Source organism: Flexivirga sp. B27, from assembly GCF_052905685.1.
This window is the reverse complement of record NZ_JBPYUM010000003.1, coordinates 1-18137: the sequence shown is the minus strand read 5'-3', so window position 1 is coordinate 18137 and position 18137 is coordinate 1. Positions and strand designations below refer to the sequence as shown.

14 protein-coding genes and 2 pseudogenes are annotated in these 18137 nt (G+C 68.5%); 9 read left to right on the top strand and 7 right to left on the bottom strand.

Translation table 11 applies throughout. The annotated features are described in order from the left end of the window. Positions 1–61: 61 nt before the first annotated feature. Together ACSZL9_RS12385 and ACSZL9_RS12380 are read right to left on the bottom strand one after the other, a co-directional pair. A complete protein-coding gene (locus ACSZL9_RS12385) occupies positions 62–691 on the bottom strand; it encodes a hypothetical protein (RefSeq protein ID WP_446665816.1) in 630 nt (209 codons plus the stop codon). Positions 692–705: 14 nt separating this feature from the next. Further along, a complete protein-coding gene (locus ACSZL9_RS12380) occupies positions 706–1308 on the bottom strand; it encodes an NUDIX hydrolase (RefSeq protein ID WP_446665815.1) in 603 nt (200 codons plus the stop codon). A gap of 296 nt (positions 1309–1604) precedes the next feature. Here ACSZL9_RS12380 and ACSZL9_RS12375 point away from each other — a divergent pair, with 296 nt between their 5' ends. The 5 genes and pseudogenes from ACSZL9_RS12375 (at position 1605) to cobU (ending at position 6425) form a co-directional block, all read left to right on the top strand. Next, positions 1605–3953, top strand: a complete 2349-nt coding sequence (locus ACSZL9_RS12375; protein WP_446665814.1) for a heavy metal translocating P-type ATPase — start codon at positions 1605–1607, stop codon at positions 3951–3953. 61 nt (positions 3954–4014) lie between these two features. Further along, positions 4015–4589 (top strand): annotated as a pseudogene (locus ACSZL9_RS12370) (DapH/DapD/GlmU-related protein). Between the two features lie 41 nt (positions 4590–4630). Further along, positions 4631–5344, top strand: a complete 714-nt coding sequence (locus tag ACSZL9_RS12365; protein ID WP_446665813.1) for an aminoglycoside adenylyltransferase domain-containing protein — start codon at positions 4631–4633, stop codon at positions 5342–5344. Continuing rightward, on the top strand, positions 5344–5877 hold the full coding sequence (locus tag ACSZL9_RS12360; RefSeq protein WP_446665812.1) for a 2'-5' RNA ligase family protein: 534 nt from the start codon (positions 5344–5346) through the stop codon (positions 5875–5877). Before ACSZL9_RS12365 ends, ACSZL9_RS12360 begins: the two co-directional genes overlap by 1 nt. 11 nt (positions 5878–5888) lie before the next feature. Next, positions 5889–6425 carry a bifunctional adenosylcobinamide kinase/adenosylcobinamide-phosphate guanylyltransferase gene (gene cobU / locus ACSZL9_RS12355; RefSeq protein ID WP_446665811.1) on the top strand — a complete coding sequence of 179 codons (537 nt, stop codon included), beginning with the start codon at positions 5889–5891 and terminating at the stop codon, positions 6423–6425. A gap of 20 nt (positions 6426–6445) precedes the next feature. Here the strand turns inward: cobU and ACSZL9_RS12350 are convergent, their stop codons facing one another. Together ACSZL9_RS12350 and cobT are read right to left on the bottom strand one after the other, a co-directional pair. Continuing rightward, the gene (locus ACSZL9_RS12350; RefSeq protein ID WP_446665810.1) at positions 6446–7213 is read right to left on the bottom strand and encodes an adenosylcobinamide-GDP ribazoletransferase; all 768 of its coding nucleotides are present in this window, start codon (positions 7211–7213) and stop codon (positions 6446–6448) included. 41 nt (positions 7214–7254) lie between these two features. Further along, on the bottom strand, positions 7255–8292 hold the full coding sequence (gene cobT, locus ACSZL9_RS12345) for a nicotinate-nucleotide--dimethylbenzimidazole phosphoribosyltransferase (RefSeq protein ID WP_446665809.1): 1038 nt from the start codon (positions 8290–8292) through the stop codon (positions 7255–7257). 121 nt (positions 8293–8413) lie between these two features. Between cobT and ACSZL9_RS12340 the strand changes: the two genes are divergently transcribed. Both ACSZL9_RS12340 and ACSZL9_RS12335 read left to right on the top strand, forming a co-directional pair. Continuing rightward, positions 8414–9811 carry a glycoside hydrolase family 3 N-terminal domain-containing protein gene (locus ACSZL9_RS12340; protein ID WP_446665808.1) on the top strand — a complete coding sequence of 466 codons (1398 nt, stop codon included), beginning with the start codon at positions 8414–8416 and terminating at the stop codon, positions 9809–9811. 59 nt (positions 9812–9870) lie between these two features. Continuing rightward, complete coding sequence (locus ACSZL9_RS12335) at positions 9871–11541, top strand: long-chain fatty acid--CoA ligase (protein WP_446665807.1); 1671 nt, start codon at positions 9871–9873, stop codon at positions 11539–11541. Between the two features lie 25 nt (positions 11542–11566). On the opposite strand, the gene ACSZL9_RS12330 is transcribed toward ACSZL9_RS12335, so the two are convergent. Continuing rightward, positions 11567–13165, bottom strand: coding sequence for an arylsulfotransferase family protein (locus ACSZL9_RS12330; RefSeq protein ID WP_446665806.1), 1599 nt, complete (start codon positions 13163–13165; stop codon positions 11567–11569). 171 nt (positions 13166–13336) lie between these two features. On the opposite strand from ACSZL9_RS12330, the gene ACSZL9_RS12325 reads away from it, so the two are divergent. Together ACSZL9_RS12325 and ACSZL9_RS12320 are read left to right on the top strand one after the other, a co-directional pair. Further along, positions 13337–14176 carry an alpha/beta fold hydrolase gene (locus tag ACSZL9_RS12325; protein ID WP_446665805.1) on the top strand — a complete coding sequence of 280 codons (840 nt, stop codon included), beginning with the start codon at positions 13337–13339 and terminating at the stop codon, positions 14174–14176. 52 nt (positions 14177–14228) lie between these two features. After that, on the top strand, positions 14229–16070 hold the full coding sequence (locus ACSZL9_RS12320; protein ID WP_446665804.1) for an AMP-dependent synthetase/ligase: 1842 nt from the start codon (positions 14229–14231) through the stop codon (positions 16068–16070). A gap of 5 nt (positions 16071–16075) precedes the next feature. Here the strand turns inward: ACSZL9_RS12320 and ACSZL9_RS12315 are convergent. Further along, positions 16076–16750, bottom strand: a pseudogene (locus ACSZL9_RS12315) (NAD(P)/FAD-dependent oxidoreductase); the annotation flags it as partial. Positions 16751–16825: 75 nt separating this feature from the next. Next, positions 16826–18137 (bottom strand): ISL3-like element ISPfr2 family transposase (locus ACSZL9_RS12310; RefSeq protein ID WP_446665803.1); only part of this gene is annotated, 1312 nt, incomplete at its 5' end.

Sequence of the window (18137 nt, the reverse complement as noted above, 5' to 3'; positions counted from 1 at the left end):
TGCTTGAGCTGCTTGAGCTGCTCCGCGAGCTGATTCAGCTGCACCTCAGGTCAGCGTCGGGTCACTCCGAATTGCGGCGAGCACATGTCCCACCCCATCGCCTCGTAGAGACCGCGGCCGTCAGGCGAAGCGTCCAGGACAGCACGCTCGGCACCAGCCACGAGTGCGGCGTCGAGCAGCGCGCTTGCATGACGGTGCTGCCCAGTCCACGCCTGCGGTGGTGCTCGCTGGTGCGGATGCGGTCAGGCACGCACCAGCTGCCCGCCAAACCGGCTCGGCCGGAAGCAACGACCTGACCATCCAGGGCGATCTGCGCGGTCACGAGATCACGGTCGGCCACGACAGCCAACTCGCCCGCGAACGGTCGCTCGACCGACTGGTGTGTGAGCCGTTTCGTCATGAACCACCCGACCGGGTTGTCGTCCCATTCAGACCCGAACGTCGGCCGCCAATCCCGGTGGCTGCCCGCGAACTTCACGCAGGTCAGCGGAGTCGTCAACCTTTCGGCCAGCGACCTGACGTCAGACTCCGTGCCACGGACCGGCACGTAGCGCTCAGGCTCGTGCGCGAGACCGCTCGCGACATGCCAGCCGAGAGGAGCCGGCTCTGGCGGTGGTGTGCGTCGCGACACCGACCAGCCTGCAACGTATGCCGAGACTGCTTCCGCTGCCGACTCGTTGATGCGCAACATCTCCCCATGCCTCGTCAGCCGCGACCCGGCGACACATCGAGCTGAAGTGGCTTCAGCGCACGCAAGAGATGCGGCTCCATGCGCGACGGGGCTGCGGCATACAGCTCACTCGTGCGCCACCAGCGCACAGATCGGAACTCCCGCTCGTCGGGGTGCAACACCTGCCCGCGACTGCCGGCGAGTGCGAACCACAAACTGACGTCCGTATGCCGCGCCGCAGGGTCACCCACCGTCTCGGTGACGGTCAGGAAGAACGGCGCTTCGCCCGCGACTGGATCGAACGTGGCCTCGATCCCGAGCTCCTCGACGACCTCGCGACGCACCGTGTCCACGGGGTCCTCCCCCGGCTCGACGTGCCCGCCCGTCGGCAGCCACAGCCCGGACAGGCGATGGTCACACAGCAGCACCGCGCCGGCCGGGCGGTCGACCAGCAGGAAGTAGGCGACCAAGTGCGGCGAGGGCGTGGCCGGCTTCACCCGGCGGAAGATGTCCTGCGTCGAATCCAGCCAGCGCAGCGCGGCACGCCGATGCGCCACCGCAAGCTCGTCGGACGGCTCGATGTCGGCGACCGCTGCGCACACCCGCCGGACGACATCTTCCGCCAGGTCTCCCGTCATCGCCCGATCATGGCAGCGCGCACCGACATCGCGCCGCCGAGGTCGTTTGAGCAGGTCGCAACCTCGTCGGGGCCTCGAGACGATCCTCGCAGTCGCTCGGACCTCCTCGGCCACCTTGGTTGTGACCTCGACGGGCTCGGCCACCTTGGTTGTGGCCTCGAGACGATCCTCGCGGTCGCTCGGACCTCCTCGGCCACCTCAGGTCCACACCGCCGAGGTATGCTGGGAATACCCCCATGGGGTATGACGTTGCGACGGAGAGCACCGCACGACATTGCAACCGAGAGGACCGGTCCATGAGCACGACCACCGACAGGACGGATCCGGCGACGAGTGGCACCGACGTCGAGCTCCTGCTGACCGGGATGACCTGCGCGTCGTGCGCCAACCGGATCGAGCGCAAGCTCAACAAGCTCGACGGCGTCACCGCCACCGTCAACTACGCCACCGAGAAGGCGAAGGTCACCTACGCCGACACCGTGACACCCGAGGATCTGGTCTCGACCGTCGAGGCCGCCGGGTATGGCGCCAACCTTCCCGAGCCGCCGAAGCCGGAGACGGCCAGCAACAGCTCCGACAACAACGCGGACAGCGTCGATCCCGCTGCCGCCAACGCCGATTCGGCCCTGCAGGACCTGCGGACCCGGTTGATCGTCTCCGCCATACTCTCGATCCCGGTGATCGCGATGGCGATGATCCCGGCGCTGCAGTTCGACAACTGGCAGTGGCTGTCGCTCACCCTCGCCGCACCCGTCGTCGTCTGGGGTGGCCTGCCCTTCCACAAGGCCACCTGGACCAACCTCAAGCACGGCGCCGCGACCATGGACACCCTTGTGTCGCTCGGCACCGGAGCCGCTTTCGCGTGGTCGGTCTATGCCCTCTTCTGGGGCGACGCCGGTATGCCGGGGATGCGGCACCCCTTCGAGCTGACCATCGAGCGCACCGACGGCACTTCCAACATCTATCTCGAGGCCGCCGCGGGCGTCATCACCTTCATCCTGCTGGGCCGCTATCTGGAGCACCGCTCCAAGCGAAACGCCGGCGCTGCCCTGCGGGCACTGCTCAACCTGGGTGCCCGGGATGTCGCGGTGATCCGTGATGGTGCCGAGCAACGGATCCCGGTGTCGCAGTTGGCAACCGACGACCTCTTCGTCGTCCGCCCCGGCGAGAAGATCGCCACCGACGGTGCCGTCGAGGAGGGTCGCTCGGCGGTCGACGCATCGATGCTCACCGGCGAGTCGGTGCCGGTGGACGTCTCCCCCGGCGACGGCGTCGTGGGCGCGACCGTCAACACGTCCGGTCGCCTGCTGGTGCGCGCCACCCGTGTCGGGTCCGACACCCAACTCGCCCAGATGGCAAAGCTGGTCGAGGACGCGCAGACCGGAAAGGCCGCCGTGCAGCGGCTCGCCGACCGCATCTCCGGCATCTTCGTCCCCGCCGTAATCGCTATAGCCATAGGCGTTTTCGTCTTTTGGCTCGCCACCGGCGCCGGCGCTGCGGGCGCACTGACCGCCACGGTGGCGGTGCTCATCATCGCCTGTCCCTGTGCCCTCGGTCTGGCGACACCGACGGCGCTGATGGTCGGCACGGGTCGAGGTGCCCAGCTCGGCATACTCATCAAGGGCCCGGAGGTGCTGGAGCAGACCCGCACCATCGACACGATCGTGCTCGACAAGACCGGCACGGTCACCACCGGCGAGATGACCCTGGCAGCGACCCACGTCGCCGACGGTGAAGACGCCGCCCAGGTGTTGCGTATGGCGGGCGCGCTCGAGGATGCCTCCGAGCACCCGATCGCCCGGGCGATCGCCGACGCGGCTCGCGAAGCCGGATCGCTCGGCAGCACAGAGGATTTCGCCAGCATCGAAGGACTCGGCGTGCAAGGGATCGTCGACGGGCACACGGTCCTCGTCGGACGCCCGCAGCTGTTTGCGCAGTGGTCGGAGGAGGGTCTCGATACGCGGCTCGTCCCTCACCGCTACTCGACCAGCTTGGGTGAGTTGCAGGCGGCCTTCGACGAGGCGCAGGACCAGGGCCGGACCGCGGTCGCGGTCGGCTGGGACGGGAAGGCGCGCGGCGTGCTCGTGGTCGCCGACCAGGTGAAGGCCACCTCGGCGGAGGCAATCACCCAACTGCGCGATCTCGGACTGCGCCCGATCCTGCTCACCGGCGACAACTCTCGCGTCGCGCACACGGTCGCCGGTCAGGTCGGCATCGCCGCCGACGATGTCTTCGCCGAGGTGCTGCCGGCCGACAAGGTGGCCGTGATCGAGAAGCTGCAGTCCGAGGGCCGCGTCGTCGCCATGGTCGGCGACGGCATCAACGACGCCGCCGCACTCGCCCGCGCCGACCTCGGCCTGGCGATGGGCACCGGCACCGACGTCGCGATCGAGGCCAGTGACATCACCCTCGTGCGGGGCGACCTGCGTGTCGCGGCGGACGCGATCCGCCTGTCCCATCGCACGCTCGGCGTCATCAAGAGCAACCTCGCATGGGCGTTCGGCTACAACGTCATCGCGATCCCGATCGCCGCCGCCGGACTGCTCAACCCGATGCTCGCCGGCGCTGCCATGGCGTTCTCCTCCGTGTCAGTGGTCACGAACAGCCTGCGGCTCAAGGGATTCCGGTCCTCTTTGCCGAGGTGATCGCTCGCCCCCACAGTGGCGGGATGGGCTACCGCCCCTCGGATGCCAGAAGGAATGAGTCATGAATCTCCAGGACTTCCTCGATCACGTGAACCGCGGCGAGGTGATCGAAGGCGGCTCGGAGTTGCACGAGTTCATGCACGGCGCGGCGCAGGACGCGCTACGCATCGTCGGTGAACTCAACAACCACTATCGGACACCGGACGAGGTGCGCGCGCTGCTGAGTGAGCTCACCGGCAGGCCGATCGACGACTCGGTCGCCCTCTTCCCGCCGTTCTACAGCGAGTTCGGCAAGAACCTGACCCTCGGCAAGGACGTCTTCATCAACATGGGGTGCAGCTTCCAGGACACCGGCGGCATACGCATCGGCGACGGGTCACTGATCGGCCACGGCAGCACGCTGACCACGCTCAACCACGGGATGAATCGGCGCGGCGTGCCGACATGCATCCCGCCCCGGTGGTCATCGGCCGCAAGGTGTGGCTCGGCGCAGGTGTCACGGTCGTGCCCGGTGTGACCATCGGCGACGGTGCGGTCATCGGTGCCGGCGCCGTCGTCACCAAGGACGTGCCGGCCGATGCGATCGTGGCGGGAGTCCCCGCGAAAGTCATTCGCGACACCGGTTTTCACGCCTGAGTGGAGCACTTGATCTCGACACGCGACATACCCTGGAACGCGTGACCGACGTTGACGACTGGCATGCACAGGGCGACGCAGTTGTCGCGGCCTGCCGGCACCACCTCTCCGATCTGGTGGGCATCTACGTCCACGGGTCAGCAACCCTCGGTGGTATGACGCCTCGGTCCGACCTCGACATCCTGGTCGTCGCCGAGCCCGCTGTCGGGGTGTCTGCGCTGGGGCAGGCCCTGCTGGGCGCAGCGAGTCACCCCAGGGCGCTCGAGCTCTCGGTCGTTGCGAGCGCTGCCGCCATACAACCCAAGCAGCCGTGGCCGTATCTGTTGCATGTCAACAGCGCCGAGCAGCGTGTGAACACCATCGGTGGAGCCGGTGATCCGGACCTGATCGCGCACTACGCGGTCACGCGGCAGTCAGGCATCGCGCTGTGGGGACCAGACCCCGAGGCGGTCTTCGGGCCGGTGCACCGTGCTCAGTTGCTCCGCTATCTGGCCGGCGAGCTCGAGTGGGGTCTGCGACACGCGGACCAGCGGTATGCCGTGCTGAACGCGTGCCGGGCCGTCGCCTACGCCGAGACCGGCCGTTTGCTGTCGAAGGTTGACGGCGCGGACTGGTGGACTCGCGCCCACGGCCGGAGCAGCCTCGTCGACAGTGCCCGTCGAGCGCAGCAGCAGGGCACGGACCTGGGGACCCCTGACGCAGGCGCTCACAGCTTCGTGAACTACTGCGTCGCGATAGTGCAAGCAGCGTCCTGATGGGTCACACCGTGCTCGCCGTGCCGGTGCCGGCTCTCGAGGCGGTCGTGCGTGAACGGACGGCGTTCTATGACGCGTCCTTCGTCTCCGCCGACCCCGGCTTCGCGCATGCGCACATCACCGTGCTCGGGCCGTGGGTGCCGGAGCCGACCATCGAGGACCTGGCGACGGTCGCCGAAATCTCCGCCGACACAACGTGTTTCGACGTCAAGCTGGAACGGGTCGAGGAATTCCCGAACGGCCTGCTGCACCTGCCTCCCGTGCCCGACGACGAGCTCCGGGCACTGACCGCGCGGCTGGCTGCGGCCTTCCCCGAGCACCCGCCGTACGGCGGAGCGTTCGGCGACGTGGCCCCGCACCTGACGCTGGATCAGCGATCGGCGACGGTCACCCGCGAGTCGGTCCGCGAGCGGGTCGCACATCTGCTGCCCGCCGCCGTGACCGTGGACCGCATCGACCTGCAATGGTGGGCGAACGACGACTGCCGCCTGCTGCAGTCGTTTCCGCTGCGGCCTCGCGCGAACGACAGGTGAAAGGACCAGATGTGACGACGGACGTGAAGACACTGGTCACCGGCGGCGTCCGCTCCGGCAAATCACGCCACGCCGAGTCGCTGGTCGTCGGCCACCCCTCGGTCACGTATGTCGCACCCGGCCCGACCGTCGACGAGGAGGCCGACCCCGACTGGGTCGCACGCATCGCGGCCCACCGACAGCACCGGCCGGCCCACTGGACCACCCTCGAAACCCGTGACCTGGCAACGGCATTGCGGACCGATGATGCGATCATCGTCGACTGCCTCGGCACCTGGCTGACCGCCGTTCTCGACGAGCGCGAGCTGTGGGAGGCACCGGTCGATGACGCCGCCGCGGCCGTGGACGAGCTGGTCGAGGCCGCCGCTGCGGTGCTGCAGACCCGCGACCAGGCGGTGCTGGTGACCAACGAGGTCGGTCTCGGAGTGGTCCCGGCGCACCGCTCCGGACGCCTCTTCCGTGACCTGCTCGGCACCGTCAACCAGCGTCTGGCCGTGGCCTGCGACGAGGTGCACCTCGTCGTCGCCGGTCGCGTGCTGGTGCTCTGACGCGCCGCACGGCATACACCTCACGCAAGCGTCACGAGTATGGCGGCGAGCGCCACCTCCACCGTCGCCCCGAAGACGTCACCGGTGACTCCGCCGAAGCGGCGGATCGCCCGCCGCACGATCAAGCCCACGGCGGCCAGCGCCACACCGGCTGCCAAAACCCCACGCCACCAAGGGAATCCGGCCCACACACCGCTGATCGACAGCAGCGCCGCCACCACCAGCCAACTTGCCGCGGCGACGCCGCGCGGCACCGTCTGGGTATAGGTGCGTCCCAACCCGTCCTCCCGCGCCGGCACGACACCGCGCACGCAGCAGACGACCAGTGCCGCCCGTGAGACGCACACCGCGACACCCCCGAGAACCGCCGCCTGCCACCAGTGCTGCCGGTCCAGCAGCCCGGCCAGGCCGGTCACCTGCAGCCCGACCACGAACACCATCGCGGCAACCCCGGCCGGACCGGACGTGCCGGTCTTCATCACCTCCAGCGATCGCTGTGCGTCGAACGACGCGGCAAGGCCGTCGGCCGTGTCCGACAAGCCGTCGAGGTGGAAGGCGCGGTTGCCGAGCACGACCGCGCCGACCGCGAGCAGCGCCGTCACCAGGACCGGCAGGCCCAGCCAGTGCCCGAGCACACCGACGACAAGCGCCGCAACGCCGAGCGGGACGGCCGCCGGCGGAGCGAGGACCATCGCCATACCGGCGACGCGACGGTCCACCTCGGAGGGTGGCCGCACGCGGACCGCAGTGAAAGTGCCGAGCGCCAGCCGCCACGCGTCGAGCAACATCAGCCGATCCCCATCAGTCGAGCACCATCAATCGCGCACCATCAGTCGAGCTCCGCCAACAGCGCGACGTCCCGCAGCAGCGCGATCGCGCTGCGCACGAGCGCCACGGCTGCCACCGCACCCGAACCTTCACCGAGCCGCAGCCCGAGGTCCAACAACGGCTCGAGGCCGAGTTTGTCCAGTGCCAACGACTGCGCGGGCTCGGTCGAGCGGTGGCCGGCGGCATACCAGGAGGCGGCACCGGGCTCGATGCGGTCGGCGGTCAGTGCGCAGGCGACACTCATCAGGCCGTCCAGCAACACGGGCACGCCGGCGCGCGCAGCGGCGAGCAGATAGCCGGTGGTGGCGGCCAGGTCTGCGCTGCCCAGCGCGGTCAGCGTCTGCACCGGGTCGGCGGCGCGGTCGGCGACCCGCGCCAGGGCGGCGTCGACGACGGATGCCTTGTGCTGCAACGCTTCCTCGCTGATGCCGGTCCCCCGTCCGACCACCGCCGCACCCGGCAGCCCCAGCCCGGCGGCGACCATCGCCGCGGCCGGCGTGGTGTTGCCGATGCCCATGTCGCCGCTGATCAGCAGTTGCGCGCCCGCGGCGATCTCCTCGGCCGCGACCGCCGCCCCGGCCGCGAGCGCCGCTTCGGTCTGGTCGGCCGTCAGCGCGTCCTCGAGATGGATCGCGCCGCTGCCCTCGCGGATCTTGTATGCCGTGAGCGCCTCCCGACTCCCGGCGTCCAGATCCGAAAAGCCCTCTGCCACACCGATGTCCAGCACCCGCACGGCGACCCCGTGGGCGGCGGCGAGGGCGCTGACCCCGGCCTTCCCGACGAGGAAGGTGCGCACCATGGCGCCGGTGATCGCCGGCGGGAACGCGGACACACCGTGCCCCGCGACACCGTGGTCGCCGGCGAAGATCACCAGCCGGACACTGTCGAGAGGTTGCGGCGGCACTTGTCCCTGGCAGGCCGCCAGCCAGACCGCGATGTCGCCGAGCCGGCCGAGCGCGCCAGGCGGTGTCGCGAGTGCAGCGAGCCGATCGGTGGCCTGCCTGCGCGCGGTGGCCGAGGGTGCGGCGAAGTCGGACATGCTGCATTCCTATCGGACCAGGCACCGGTGCGGAAACTTCGGGCGACCACCGACCCCGCGACAACCCGTTCGCGCACTGCGGCGTCCTACCCGAGAGGACACTCAACGGAGGAGTCACGTCATGAAGTTCATCGCAGACCGGCCGTTCGTGCTGGGCACGACGGTCGCCATCGCAGCAGCCGGTATGGCGCTGTCGGTCGCCACCCCGTCACATGCGACAGCGCGCGCTGCCGCAGCAAGCTGCACCACGCACCCGGTGCTCTACGAGGGAATGACCGGTGCCTGTGTCACGCAGGCGCAGCAGTTGCTGATCAAGCACGGCTACTCGGTCGGTTCGTCCGGCGCCAACGGCACCTTCGGGGCGGGCACGACCGCAGCTGTGAAGAAGTTCCAGACGGCCCGACACCTGAATTCGACCGGCGTCGTCGACCGGCTCAACTGGAAGGCGCTGGAGAGCTTCGGGCCGAGCGGAGCGGCGTGTGTCACTGCGAAATACGACGAGCTGACGCAGGAGCAGCGCGTCGGTCAGCTGCTCATGGTCGGCATGAACAAGGACGACCAGACCTACGTCCACGTGCTCATGCGCTACGACCACGTCGGCAACATCGTCTACCTCGGCGGGTGGAGCGGCGACGGCAACGTCGGACGCACCTCGGACGCCAACCAGGGCCTGACGTCCAGCGCCAACACCGGCGACGTCCCGCTGCTCATCGCCGCCGACCAGGAGGGCGGTGAGGTGCAGCAACTGACCGGCACCGGCTTCAGCTCCAACCCGAGCGCGCTGACCCAGGGCGGCTGGACCTCGTCCGAGCAGCAGAGCGTCGCGGCCCGCACCGGCCAGGAGCTGCGGGACGTCGGTGTCAACGTCAACCTCGCACCGGTCACCGACACCGTGCCCAAGTCACTCGGCACCGGCAACGGCCCGATCGGGCACTACTACCGGGAGTACGGCTACACCACCAGCACCGTCTCCCGCGCGGTGACCAACGTCGTGCACGGCATGCAGGGTCGCGGCGAGATCGCCACGCTCAAGCACTTCCCCGGCATCGGGCGGATCAAGAACAACACCGACACGTCGAGCACGGGCATCACCGACAACACGGCGACCACGGCCGATCCCTACCTGAAGCCGTTCCAGGCGGGCATCGACGCGGGCGCCGACATGGTCATGGTCGGGCTGGCCAAATACCCCAAGATCGACTCGGCCAACGCGGCACCGTTCTCGTCCAAGATCGTCACCACGCTGCTGCGCCAGCAGCTCGGCTTCAAGGGTGTCGTGGTCAGCGACTCGATGAGCGCCGTCGCGGTGCAGAGCGTCCCGGTCGGCGACCGGGCCGTGCGCTTCATCGCTGCGGGCGGCGACATCGTGCTGACCGGCGCGCCTCACGACATACCGACGATGAAGGCGGCGATCCTGGCGAAGATGAAGTCCAGCCCGACCTTCGCCAAGCAGGTCGACTCCGCGGTGCACCGGGTGCTCACGCTGAAATCGCAGCGCGGGCTGCTCTTCTGCAAGTAGACCAGGAAAAATCCGCCGGACCCCTCCCGCCGGAGGCTCGCAGGTGACAGGCTGCGGCCATGAAGAGCACGATGCAGGAATCGCCGCTACTGATCTCGACGCTGCTGAAGTTCGGCACGACGGCCTATCCGGACAGTGAGGTCATCACCTGGACCGAGGACGGCCCGCGCACCACGACGTATGCCGAGCTCGGCGAGACGTGCGCGCAGCTCGCCAACGCGCTGCGCGGTCTCGGCATCGACGGCGACCAGCGGGTCGGCACGTTCATGTGGAACAACGCCGAGCACCTGGCGGCATACCTCGCGGTGCCGTCGATGGGTGCGGTGCTGCACGCGCTCAACATCCGGCTCTTCCCCGAGCAGCTGGCCTACGTCACCAACCACGGCGGCAGCCAGGTCGTCATCGTGGACAACTCGCTCGCCGAGCCGTTCGGCCGGCTCCTGCCGCACCTGCCGAAGGTCGAGCACGTCATCGTCAACGGCCCGATCCCGGACACCGCCCGCAGCGCGCTGGCCGAGCACGCGCAGGTGCACGACTGGGGCGAGCTGGTCGGCGGGCAGCCGACCACGTTCGAGTGGGTCTCCGCGATGGACGAGAACGACGCCTCGTCGCTGTGCTACACCTCCGGCACCACCGGCAACCCCAAGGGCGTGGCCTACTCGCACCGCTCCAACTACCTGCACGCGCTGGCCGGCGCGGGGACGTTCCACTGGTCAGCGGCCGACCGCCTGCTGGTCGTGGTGCCGCTCTTCCACGCCAACGCGTGGGGTTTCCCTTACATGGCAATGCTTTCCGGCTCCAGCCTGGTCATGCCGGACCGCTACCTGCAGGCCGAGCCGCTCGGGAAGATGATCCACGAGCTCAAGGTCACCGGCGGTGCCGGCGTCCCGACCATCTGGCTGGACCTGCTGCGGCACCTGACGTCGCATCCGGAGATCGACTCCTCGACCGTGCGACGGCTGATCGTGGGCGGATCGGCGGCACCGGAGTCGCTGATGCGCCACTACCAGGACGACCTCGGGATCGAGATCATCCACGCCTGGGGCATGACCGAGACGTCGCCGATGGGCTCGGTCGCCATACCACCGGCGCGGCTGGATGCAGGCACGGACGACTACTGGCGCTACCGCTCCTCGCAGGGTCGGCTGCTCGCGTCCTTCGAGGGGCGCATCGTCGGCCCCGATGGTGCGGTGCAGCCCCAGGACGGCACCAGCGTCGGCGAGCTGGAGATCCGCGGCCCGTGGATCGCGGCGTCATACCTGAACAACGACGGTGACTCCGAGGCGGACATCGCCGACCGCGCGTCGCGCTTCAGCGAGGACGGGTGGTTCCGCACCGGCGACGTCGGCGCCCTCACCCCCGACCTCTTCCTGAAACTGACCGACCGGTCCAAGGACGTCATCAAGTCCGGCGGTGAGTGGATCAGCTCGGTCGAGCTGGAGAACCACATCATGTCCCACCCCGACGTGGTCGAGGCGAGCGTCGTCAACATCCCCGACGACAAGTGGGGCGAGCGTCCGCTGGCGACCGTCGTGCTTCAGGAGGGGTCGACGACGACCACTTCCGATCTGCGAAAGCACTTGGCGGACAAGGTTGCTCGCTGGCAGCTGCCCGAGCGATGGGTGCTCATCGACGAGGTGCCCAAGACCAGTGTCGGCAAATTCGACAAGAAGCGGCTACGCGAGCGGTATGCCGCCGGCGAGTTGCACGTGGAACAACCCACCGACTGAGCGGCACGCGGTTGCACGGTGCCGGTCAGTCCGGTGTGACGGTCTTCGACGTCCCCAGCACCGTGCCCGCTACGTCGCGCGCACGGACCGCGACATACGCCGCCGTCGGCACGCTGCGACTGGACTCGAACCCGCTGCGCCGCATGGTCGCGACCTGGTGCATCGAGTCCTTGTCGGTCCCGGTGAGGACCTCCCACTCAGCGACCTCGGTCGCGCCGTTCCAGCTCGCGTAAACCGTCATCGTCGAGGAGTTCCTGCGTGCCGCGACGTCCGGGCTCGTCGTCGGTATGCCGATCCAGTCCGCCTTGAAGGCGCGGTAGGCGTACATCCCGAAGCCGGACAGGTCCAGCACGGGCTTGTCGTCCGCGTCGAACTCGGTGATGCGGTCACCGGTGCCGAAGCTGACCAGCGTGTGATCGTCGACCAATGCCGTTGAGCCAGTGGCAAATCCGACTATCTCGTCACGTTCCAGCTTCCGCTTCAGGGCGACTGTCCTGGCTGCGAGATCCACCGTGAGGTACTTCGCGCTGGATGGCCCCTTGTCCTTCGACACCTCTGCGTTGTTGTCGAAGAGGGTCATCTCGGTGTCGCTGCGCCAGCGGGCGTGGTGTTGCCACGAGAAGGCAGCGTCCGACGCCACCTGAAAGTCACTGCGTTTGCCGTGCATCCGCCACTCCAGCTTCCCTGTCGAGCGCTCGACCGAATACAACGCGCACGTCGCCCGGCACGATACGAGGATGCTGTCGCCCCAGACCTGGGCGGAGTTGAGGTGGTAGGGGTCGTATGGCGACGACTCGCTCGTGCCGTCACCCTGACCGGCTTCGTCGATGGGCCGGTAACTCTCGGTGACTGCGATGTCATCCGACGCGACCCATCTGCGCGTGACGTCCCCCGTGGCGAGGTCCACCTCGTAGACATGCCCGTCGAGGATCCACCCCTTCTTCGGCCCACCGACCGATGTGAGGTCCATCTGCTTGGAGACCTGGGAGACCAGCAGGACCGAACCGTCGCCGGTGAACTGCATCTCGTGCACGTCGATCCCGTGCCCGTCCTGCAGCTTGCTGATCACCCGGATCGGCTCGTAGTCGGGGCCGACGACATACGCCTTCCGGTTGCCGGTCCGGCCTTCCACCCACTGCAGCACCGGTTTGCCGTCATACGTCTCGGCCCTGAGGTTGTAGACGTTCTCGTTGGTGTCGACGTCCTGGCCGATCACCTTCGAGTCGCGGATCCAGTAGGGCTCGCCGTTGTCGTCGAGGATCATCCCGCACGGCGCTTTCGGATGCGCCGCCGTCGTGAAGATCTTGCCGTCCGCGGTCGTCCCCGACGTGGTGGCAGTCAGCGCCGGCATCGTCAGGTCCGTGCTGACGAAGTTGCGCACGGGACCGTATGTCGCACTGCCAGAAGCGGATTCGGACCCAGCTGACGCCGATCCGGTGGAGTCGGCCGCTGCAGAAGCCTCGTCGGCTCCCCAACTGCAACCGGCCAGGAGCGCCGATCCGATCGCCATACCTCCGCCCAGCATGAGAAGGGTGCGTCGTCCGACTACCGGACGTTCGTCACCGTCTCGCAGCGGCGAACTCGGTCGGACTGTCTTGCCGGACTTGAGGTGTTCACTGATCATTCACAACACATTCCATCGCGTCACTATTTGTTACGCCGCGATGGTCTGGGCGCCAGCTGTGGAAACGCTGACGGCGGTGCTCCTTCGGTTCCTGCGGTGCCTGCTGCACCGTTGAGATACGAGGGACGGCGCCGAGGTCACGATCTCGACACGTGCGTCACGATGGGACCCATGCGATGGCTGCAGTGGCTCGAGGTGCCCGACGGGTTCGACTCGCACACGACGTATGTCGACGGGGCGAAACTGTGCTGGATCGAGCGGCCCGGGCAAGCCGACGAGCGGCCGCCGGTGCTGCTCATCCCGGGCGTCGGTATGACGTTCCGGGCCTACGCGTGGGTGCTGCCCCGACTCGCCACGACGCGTCGCGTGCTGGTGGTCGACCCGCCGGGCTGCGGTGACAGCGACGCGCTGGAGGGGTCGATGGATGCCGACTCGCAGGCACGTCACCTCGCGAAATGGTTGCGCGCGAACGACATACAGCGTGTCCACGTCGTGGGGCACTCACTCGGAGCGGTGCTCGCGGCGCGACTCGGAGCGGCCCTGCCGGATGCGGTTGCGTCACTGACCCTGCTGTCACCGTCACCCGACGGTGGGATGCCCCGCATGTGGCAGCACCTGGCTGCACTGCTGCGCGGCGCCGTCCACGAAGCACCGCGCACCCTGGTGCAGGCGACGCGTGACTACGTCACCGCGGGCCCGGCGGTGATGGTCGGCTTCCACGAGATGCTCGGTTCGACCACGGAATCCCTGTTGGCGGGGGTCCGTGCCCCGGTCACCATCGCCCGCGGCCGGCACGACCGGGTGGTGACCGAGCGGTGGTGCGCCGCCCTCGCTGCGGCGAGTGGGGCTGCGCTGCACACGATCTCGGGTGCCGCGCACGGTCTCCCGCAGCAGCGTCCGCAGGTGGTCGCGGGCGTCATACGGTCCGTCGCGGCGCACAACGACCCCGGCCGGGTCACGTCCGGGGTGGCCCGATCCGGCCACACCGGAGCCCCGTCGCATATACGGTGACCGCCATGATCTTCCACGGACCCGAGGCGTCCATCCCCGAGGCACAGCGTCGATGACCGCACAACCGAGCATCTTCCGGCCTGGCACACCGATCGAGCTGGACGGCGGGCCGGAGGCGCGCAATTTCCCGCGCACCGGACCCCTGGCGATCGACTTCGTCGCCGAGGAGCCGGACACCATCGTGCTGCTGCTGCCACCGGACGGCGACACCTCCGCACCCGCGGAGGAGTGGACCGAGGTGACCGCGCGGCAGTTCCGCGACCGGGTCCGCGCCCTGGGGCGGGGTCTCATCGGCATGGGGCTGCGGCACGGTGACCGGCTGGCGATCATGTGTCGCACCCGGCACGAGTGGTCGCTGGTGTCGTGGGCGTGCGCCTACGTCGGCGTCGCGGTGGTGCCGATCTATGACACGTCGTCCGCGCTGCAGGTCGAGTGGATCCTCACCGACTCCGAAGCGCGCGTCTTCGTGGTCGAGTCGACCGAGATGCGCGACGCGTCCAATGTCGACGACATCCCCCGCGACATACGCCCCGACGTGCTGGTCGTCGACAACGGCGCGCTGGAGCAGATCGAGCGCGCTGCGTCGTCGGTCAGCAACCGGTCGCTGGACGAACGCGCCGACGCCGTCGCCGAATCCGACCTGCACGGCATCGTCTACACCTCCGGCACGACCGGCCGGCCGAAGGGCTGCGAGGTCACCCACGGCGCGTTCTTCTGCGGCGCCGATGCGCCATACACCGCGATCCGCGAAGCGGTCAGCCGCGGCGAGCGACCCACGACGGTGCTGATGCTGCCGCTGGCGCACATCTTCGGCCGGGTGCTCGAGACATGCACCCTGCTGGCGCGCTACGTGATGGTGCACGAGCCGGACCTGACGCACGTCGCGGAGGCGTTCGCCATACATCAGCCGACGTATGTCGGCTCGGTGCCGCGTGTCTTCGAGAAGGTCTACTCCGCGGCGGCAGCGTCCGCGCATGCGAAGGGCGCCCGGGCGGTGCGTGCCTTCGTGGGCGCGGAGGAGACGGCCGTGGAGTATGCCGAGACGGAGACGCCCGGTTTCAACCTGCGGATGAAATACGGCATGTACGACCGGCTGGTCTATCGCAAGCTGCGGGCAGCGCTCGGCGGCCGGTGCCACACGATCATCTCCGGCGGAAGCGCCCTCAGCCCGCACCTGAGCAAATTCTTCGCCGGGGTCGGCTTCGAGATCCTCGAGGGCTACGGGCTGACCGAGGGCGGCATCACCAACGTCAACCAGCCGGGTGCCACCAAGGTCGGCACGGTCGGTCCGCCGGTGCCCGGTGTGCGGATGACGCTGGGGCCGGACAGCGAGGTGCTCATCCAGGCGCCGCAGGCGATGATCGGCTATCACGGCAACCCCGAGGCGACCCGCGCGACGATGACGGTCGACGGCTGGTGCCGCACCGGCGACCTGGGCACGTTCGAGGACGGACACCTGCTGATCATCGGGCGATCCAAGGACCTGATCGTCACCACCAACGGGCGTAAGATCGCGCCGAATGTGTTGGAGGACAGCCTGACTCAGCACCCGCTGATCGCGCAGGCGCTCGTCGTGGGCAACAAACGACCCTTTCTCGCCGCACTGCTCACCCTCGACCCGGAGGGCGCCGCGTCGTGGGCGCGGCGCAACGGCATCCGCGACGGTGAGGAGCTCACCACCCATCCCGATGTGCTGGACGCGATCGAGGAGTTGGTCGCCTCGACCAACGAGCCGCTCGCCGAGGCCGAACACATCCGCCGGTGGCGCCTCCTGCCGACCGAGTGGACCGTCGAGTCCGGCGACCTCACACCCACGCTGAAGATGAAGCGCAACATCATCACCGCGACCGAGGCGGACACCATCGAGCAGTTGTATGCCGGGAAGGGCGTCTGACCGTTTCAGGAGTCGAAGCCGAGCCCGACGCGGTCGAGCGTGCGCAACCAGAGGTTCCGGCGGCCCTCGTGTGCATCGGCGTGCGCGAGCGAGCGCCGTGTTGCTTCAATCCCGAGGAATGCCAATGGCTCCGGCGGGAATGGCAGCGGTTGCGTGCGGACCAGCGGGGTGCGTGTGCGCTCGGTCTCCACGCCGTCGAGCAGGTCGAGCATCACCTGTGCACCGAAGCGTGTGGCGCCCACACCGAGGCCGGTGTAGCCGAGTGCATAGGCCACCCGGTGGTCGTATGCCGACCCGAAGAACGCGCAGAAACGCGTGCAGGTGTCGATCGCGCCGCCCCACCGGTGGCTGAAGCCGATGCCGGCGAGCTGCGGGAAGGTCGCGTCGAAGTGCAGCGCGAGAGTGCGGTAGGTGGCGGGTCGGTCGTCATACACGGGACGGATGCGGCGACCGAAGTGGTAAATCGCGTCGTAACCGCCCCAGAGGATCCGGTTGTCCGCCGTCAGGCGGTAGTAGTGGAACTGGTTGCCGCTGTCGCCGAAGCCCTGCCGGTGCTGCCAGCCGATAGCGGACAGTTGCTCATCGGTCAACGGTTCGGTCATCAGCACGTGGTCGTAGACGGGGACGCAGAAGAGTCGTAGCCTGCGCAGCAACGACGGAAATATGTTGGTTGCTGCAACATCTGCTGTTTTCGATCTCAAATGGCGATTTCAACACGAAATTCGTCGTCAATTTGCCTTGTGGGTTTTGCTGGCTCATCCCAATCGGGGGTGTAGGAGTTGGGGTCTCAAGCCGCCGGTCTCGAGCAGGCTTCGGGCGATGTAGTTGGTCAGGTTGCGGAACCCGAGTGCGGAGCCGCGCAGGTGTTCGAGCCGTCCGTTGAGCGCCTCGGTCGGCCCGTTGCTGGTGCCGGGTCGTTCGAAGTAGGCGAGCACGTCAGCTCGCTTCTTCAGGGTCCGGCCCAGGGTGGTGAGCTCGGTGAGCACCTTGGGGACGCCGGCGCTGAGGTCGGTGATCAGCTTCTCCATGAGCTCGCGGCCACGTTGCCGGTCCTCGTGGCGATAGGCGGCGATCATGCGCTGGTAAACACCCCAGGTCGCCTCGACCTCGACGTGAGCGTCATCAACGAACAGCGCGCGTAGCCTGTCGCTCTGCTTGTCGGTGAGCAGGTCCGCGCCGGTGTGCAGCGTGCGCCGCGACTTGTAGAGCGGGTCATCCCTGAACCCACGGTGCCCGTGGATCGCGAGTTGGACCCGGCGCCGGCACCTGTCGAGGGCGTCACCGGCCAGGCGCACGACGTGGAAGGGATCCATCACCGTGACCGCGTCAGGGATCTCCTCTGCAGCGGCGGTCTTGAACCCGGTGAAGCCGTCCATCGCGACCACCTCGACCGCGTCACGGAAGGCGTCGTCGCGGTCGGCGAGCCAGGTCTTGAACGTCGCCTTCGACCGGCCCTCGACCATGTCCAGCAGCCTTGCTGGGCCGGCGCCATCGCGGACCGGGGTGAGGTCGATGATCACGGTGACGTACTTGTCGCCACGCCTGGTGTGGCGCCAGACGTTCTCATCGACGCCAATGACCTTCACGCCCTCAAACCGCGTGGGGTCGTTGATCAGCAGCCGCTTGCCTTCAGCCAGGACCGCGTTGTTGGCGGTGTCCCACGCGACCCCGAGCCCCTCGGCGACACGAGCGACGGTGAGGTGTGCGACCACGATCCCTTCCAGCGCCCACCGCAGCCCGGTGCGCGAGAGCTTCGCGCGTGGCTCCGCCGCGGCGCTGGTGTCTTGGCGCCACACGTGTCCGCAGTCGGCACAGCGGTAGCGGCGCACTACAACTTCCAGCACGGTCGGTCGCCAGCCCAGCGGCTCGTGGGCCAACCGCCGGATCACGGTGTCACGAGCAGCGCCTTCGCTGCCGCACCGTCGGCACCACTGATCTGGTTCCACCACGCGGCACGCGAGGACCGCACGATCCGGTTCAAGTCGTTGTCCGGTCACGCTCAGACCGAGGCCGTCGAGTCGAGCGAAGGCGGTCAGGTCAGGGCGGCCGAAGCCGGCCGGCGGGGTA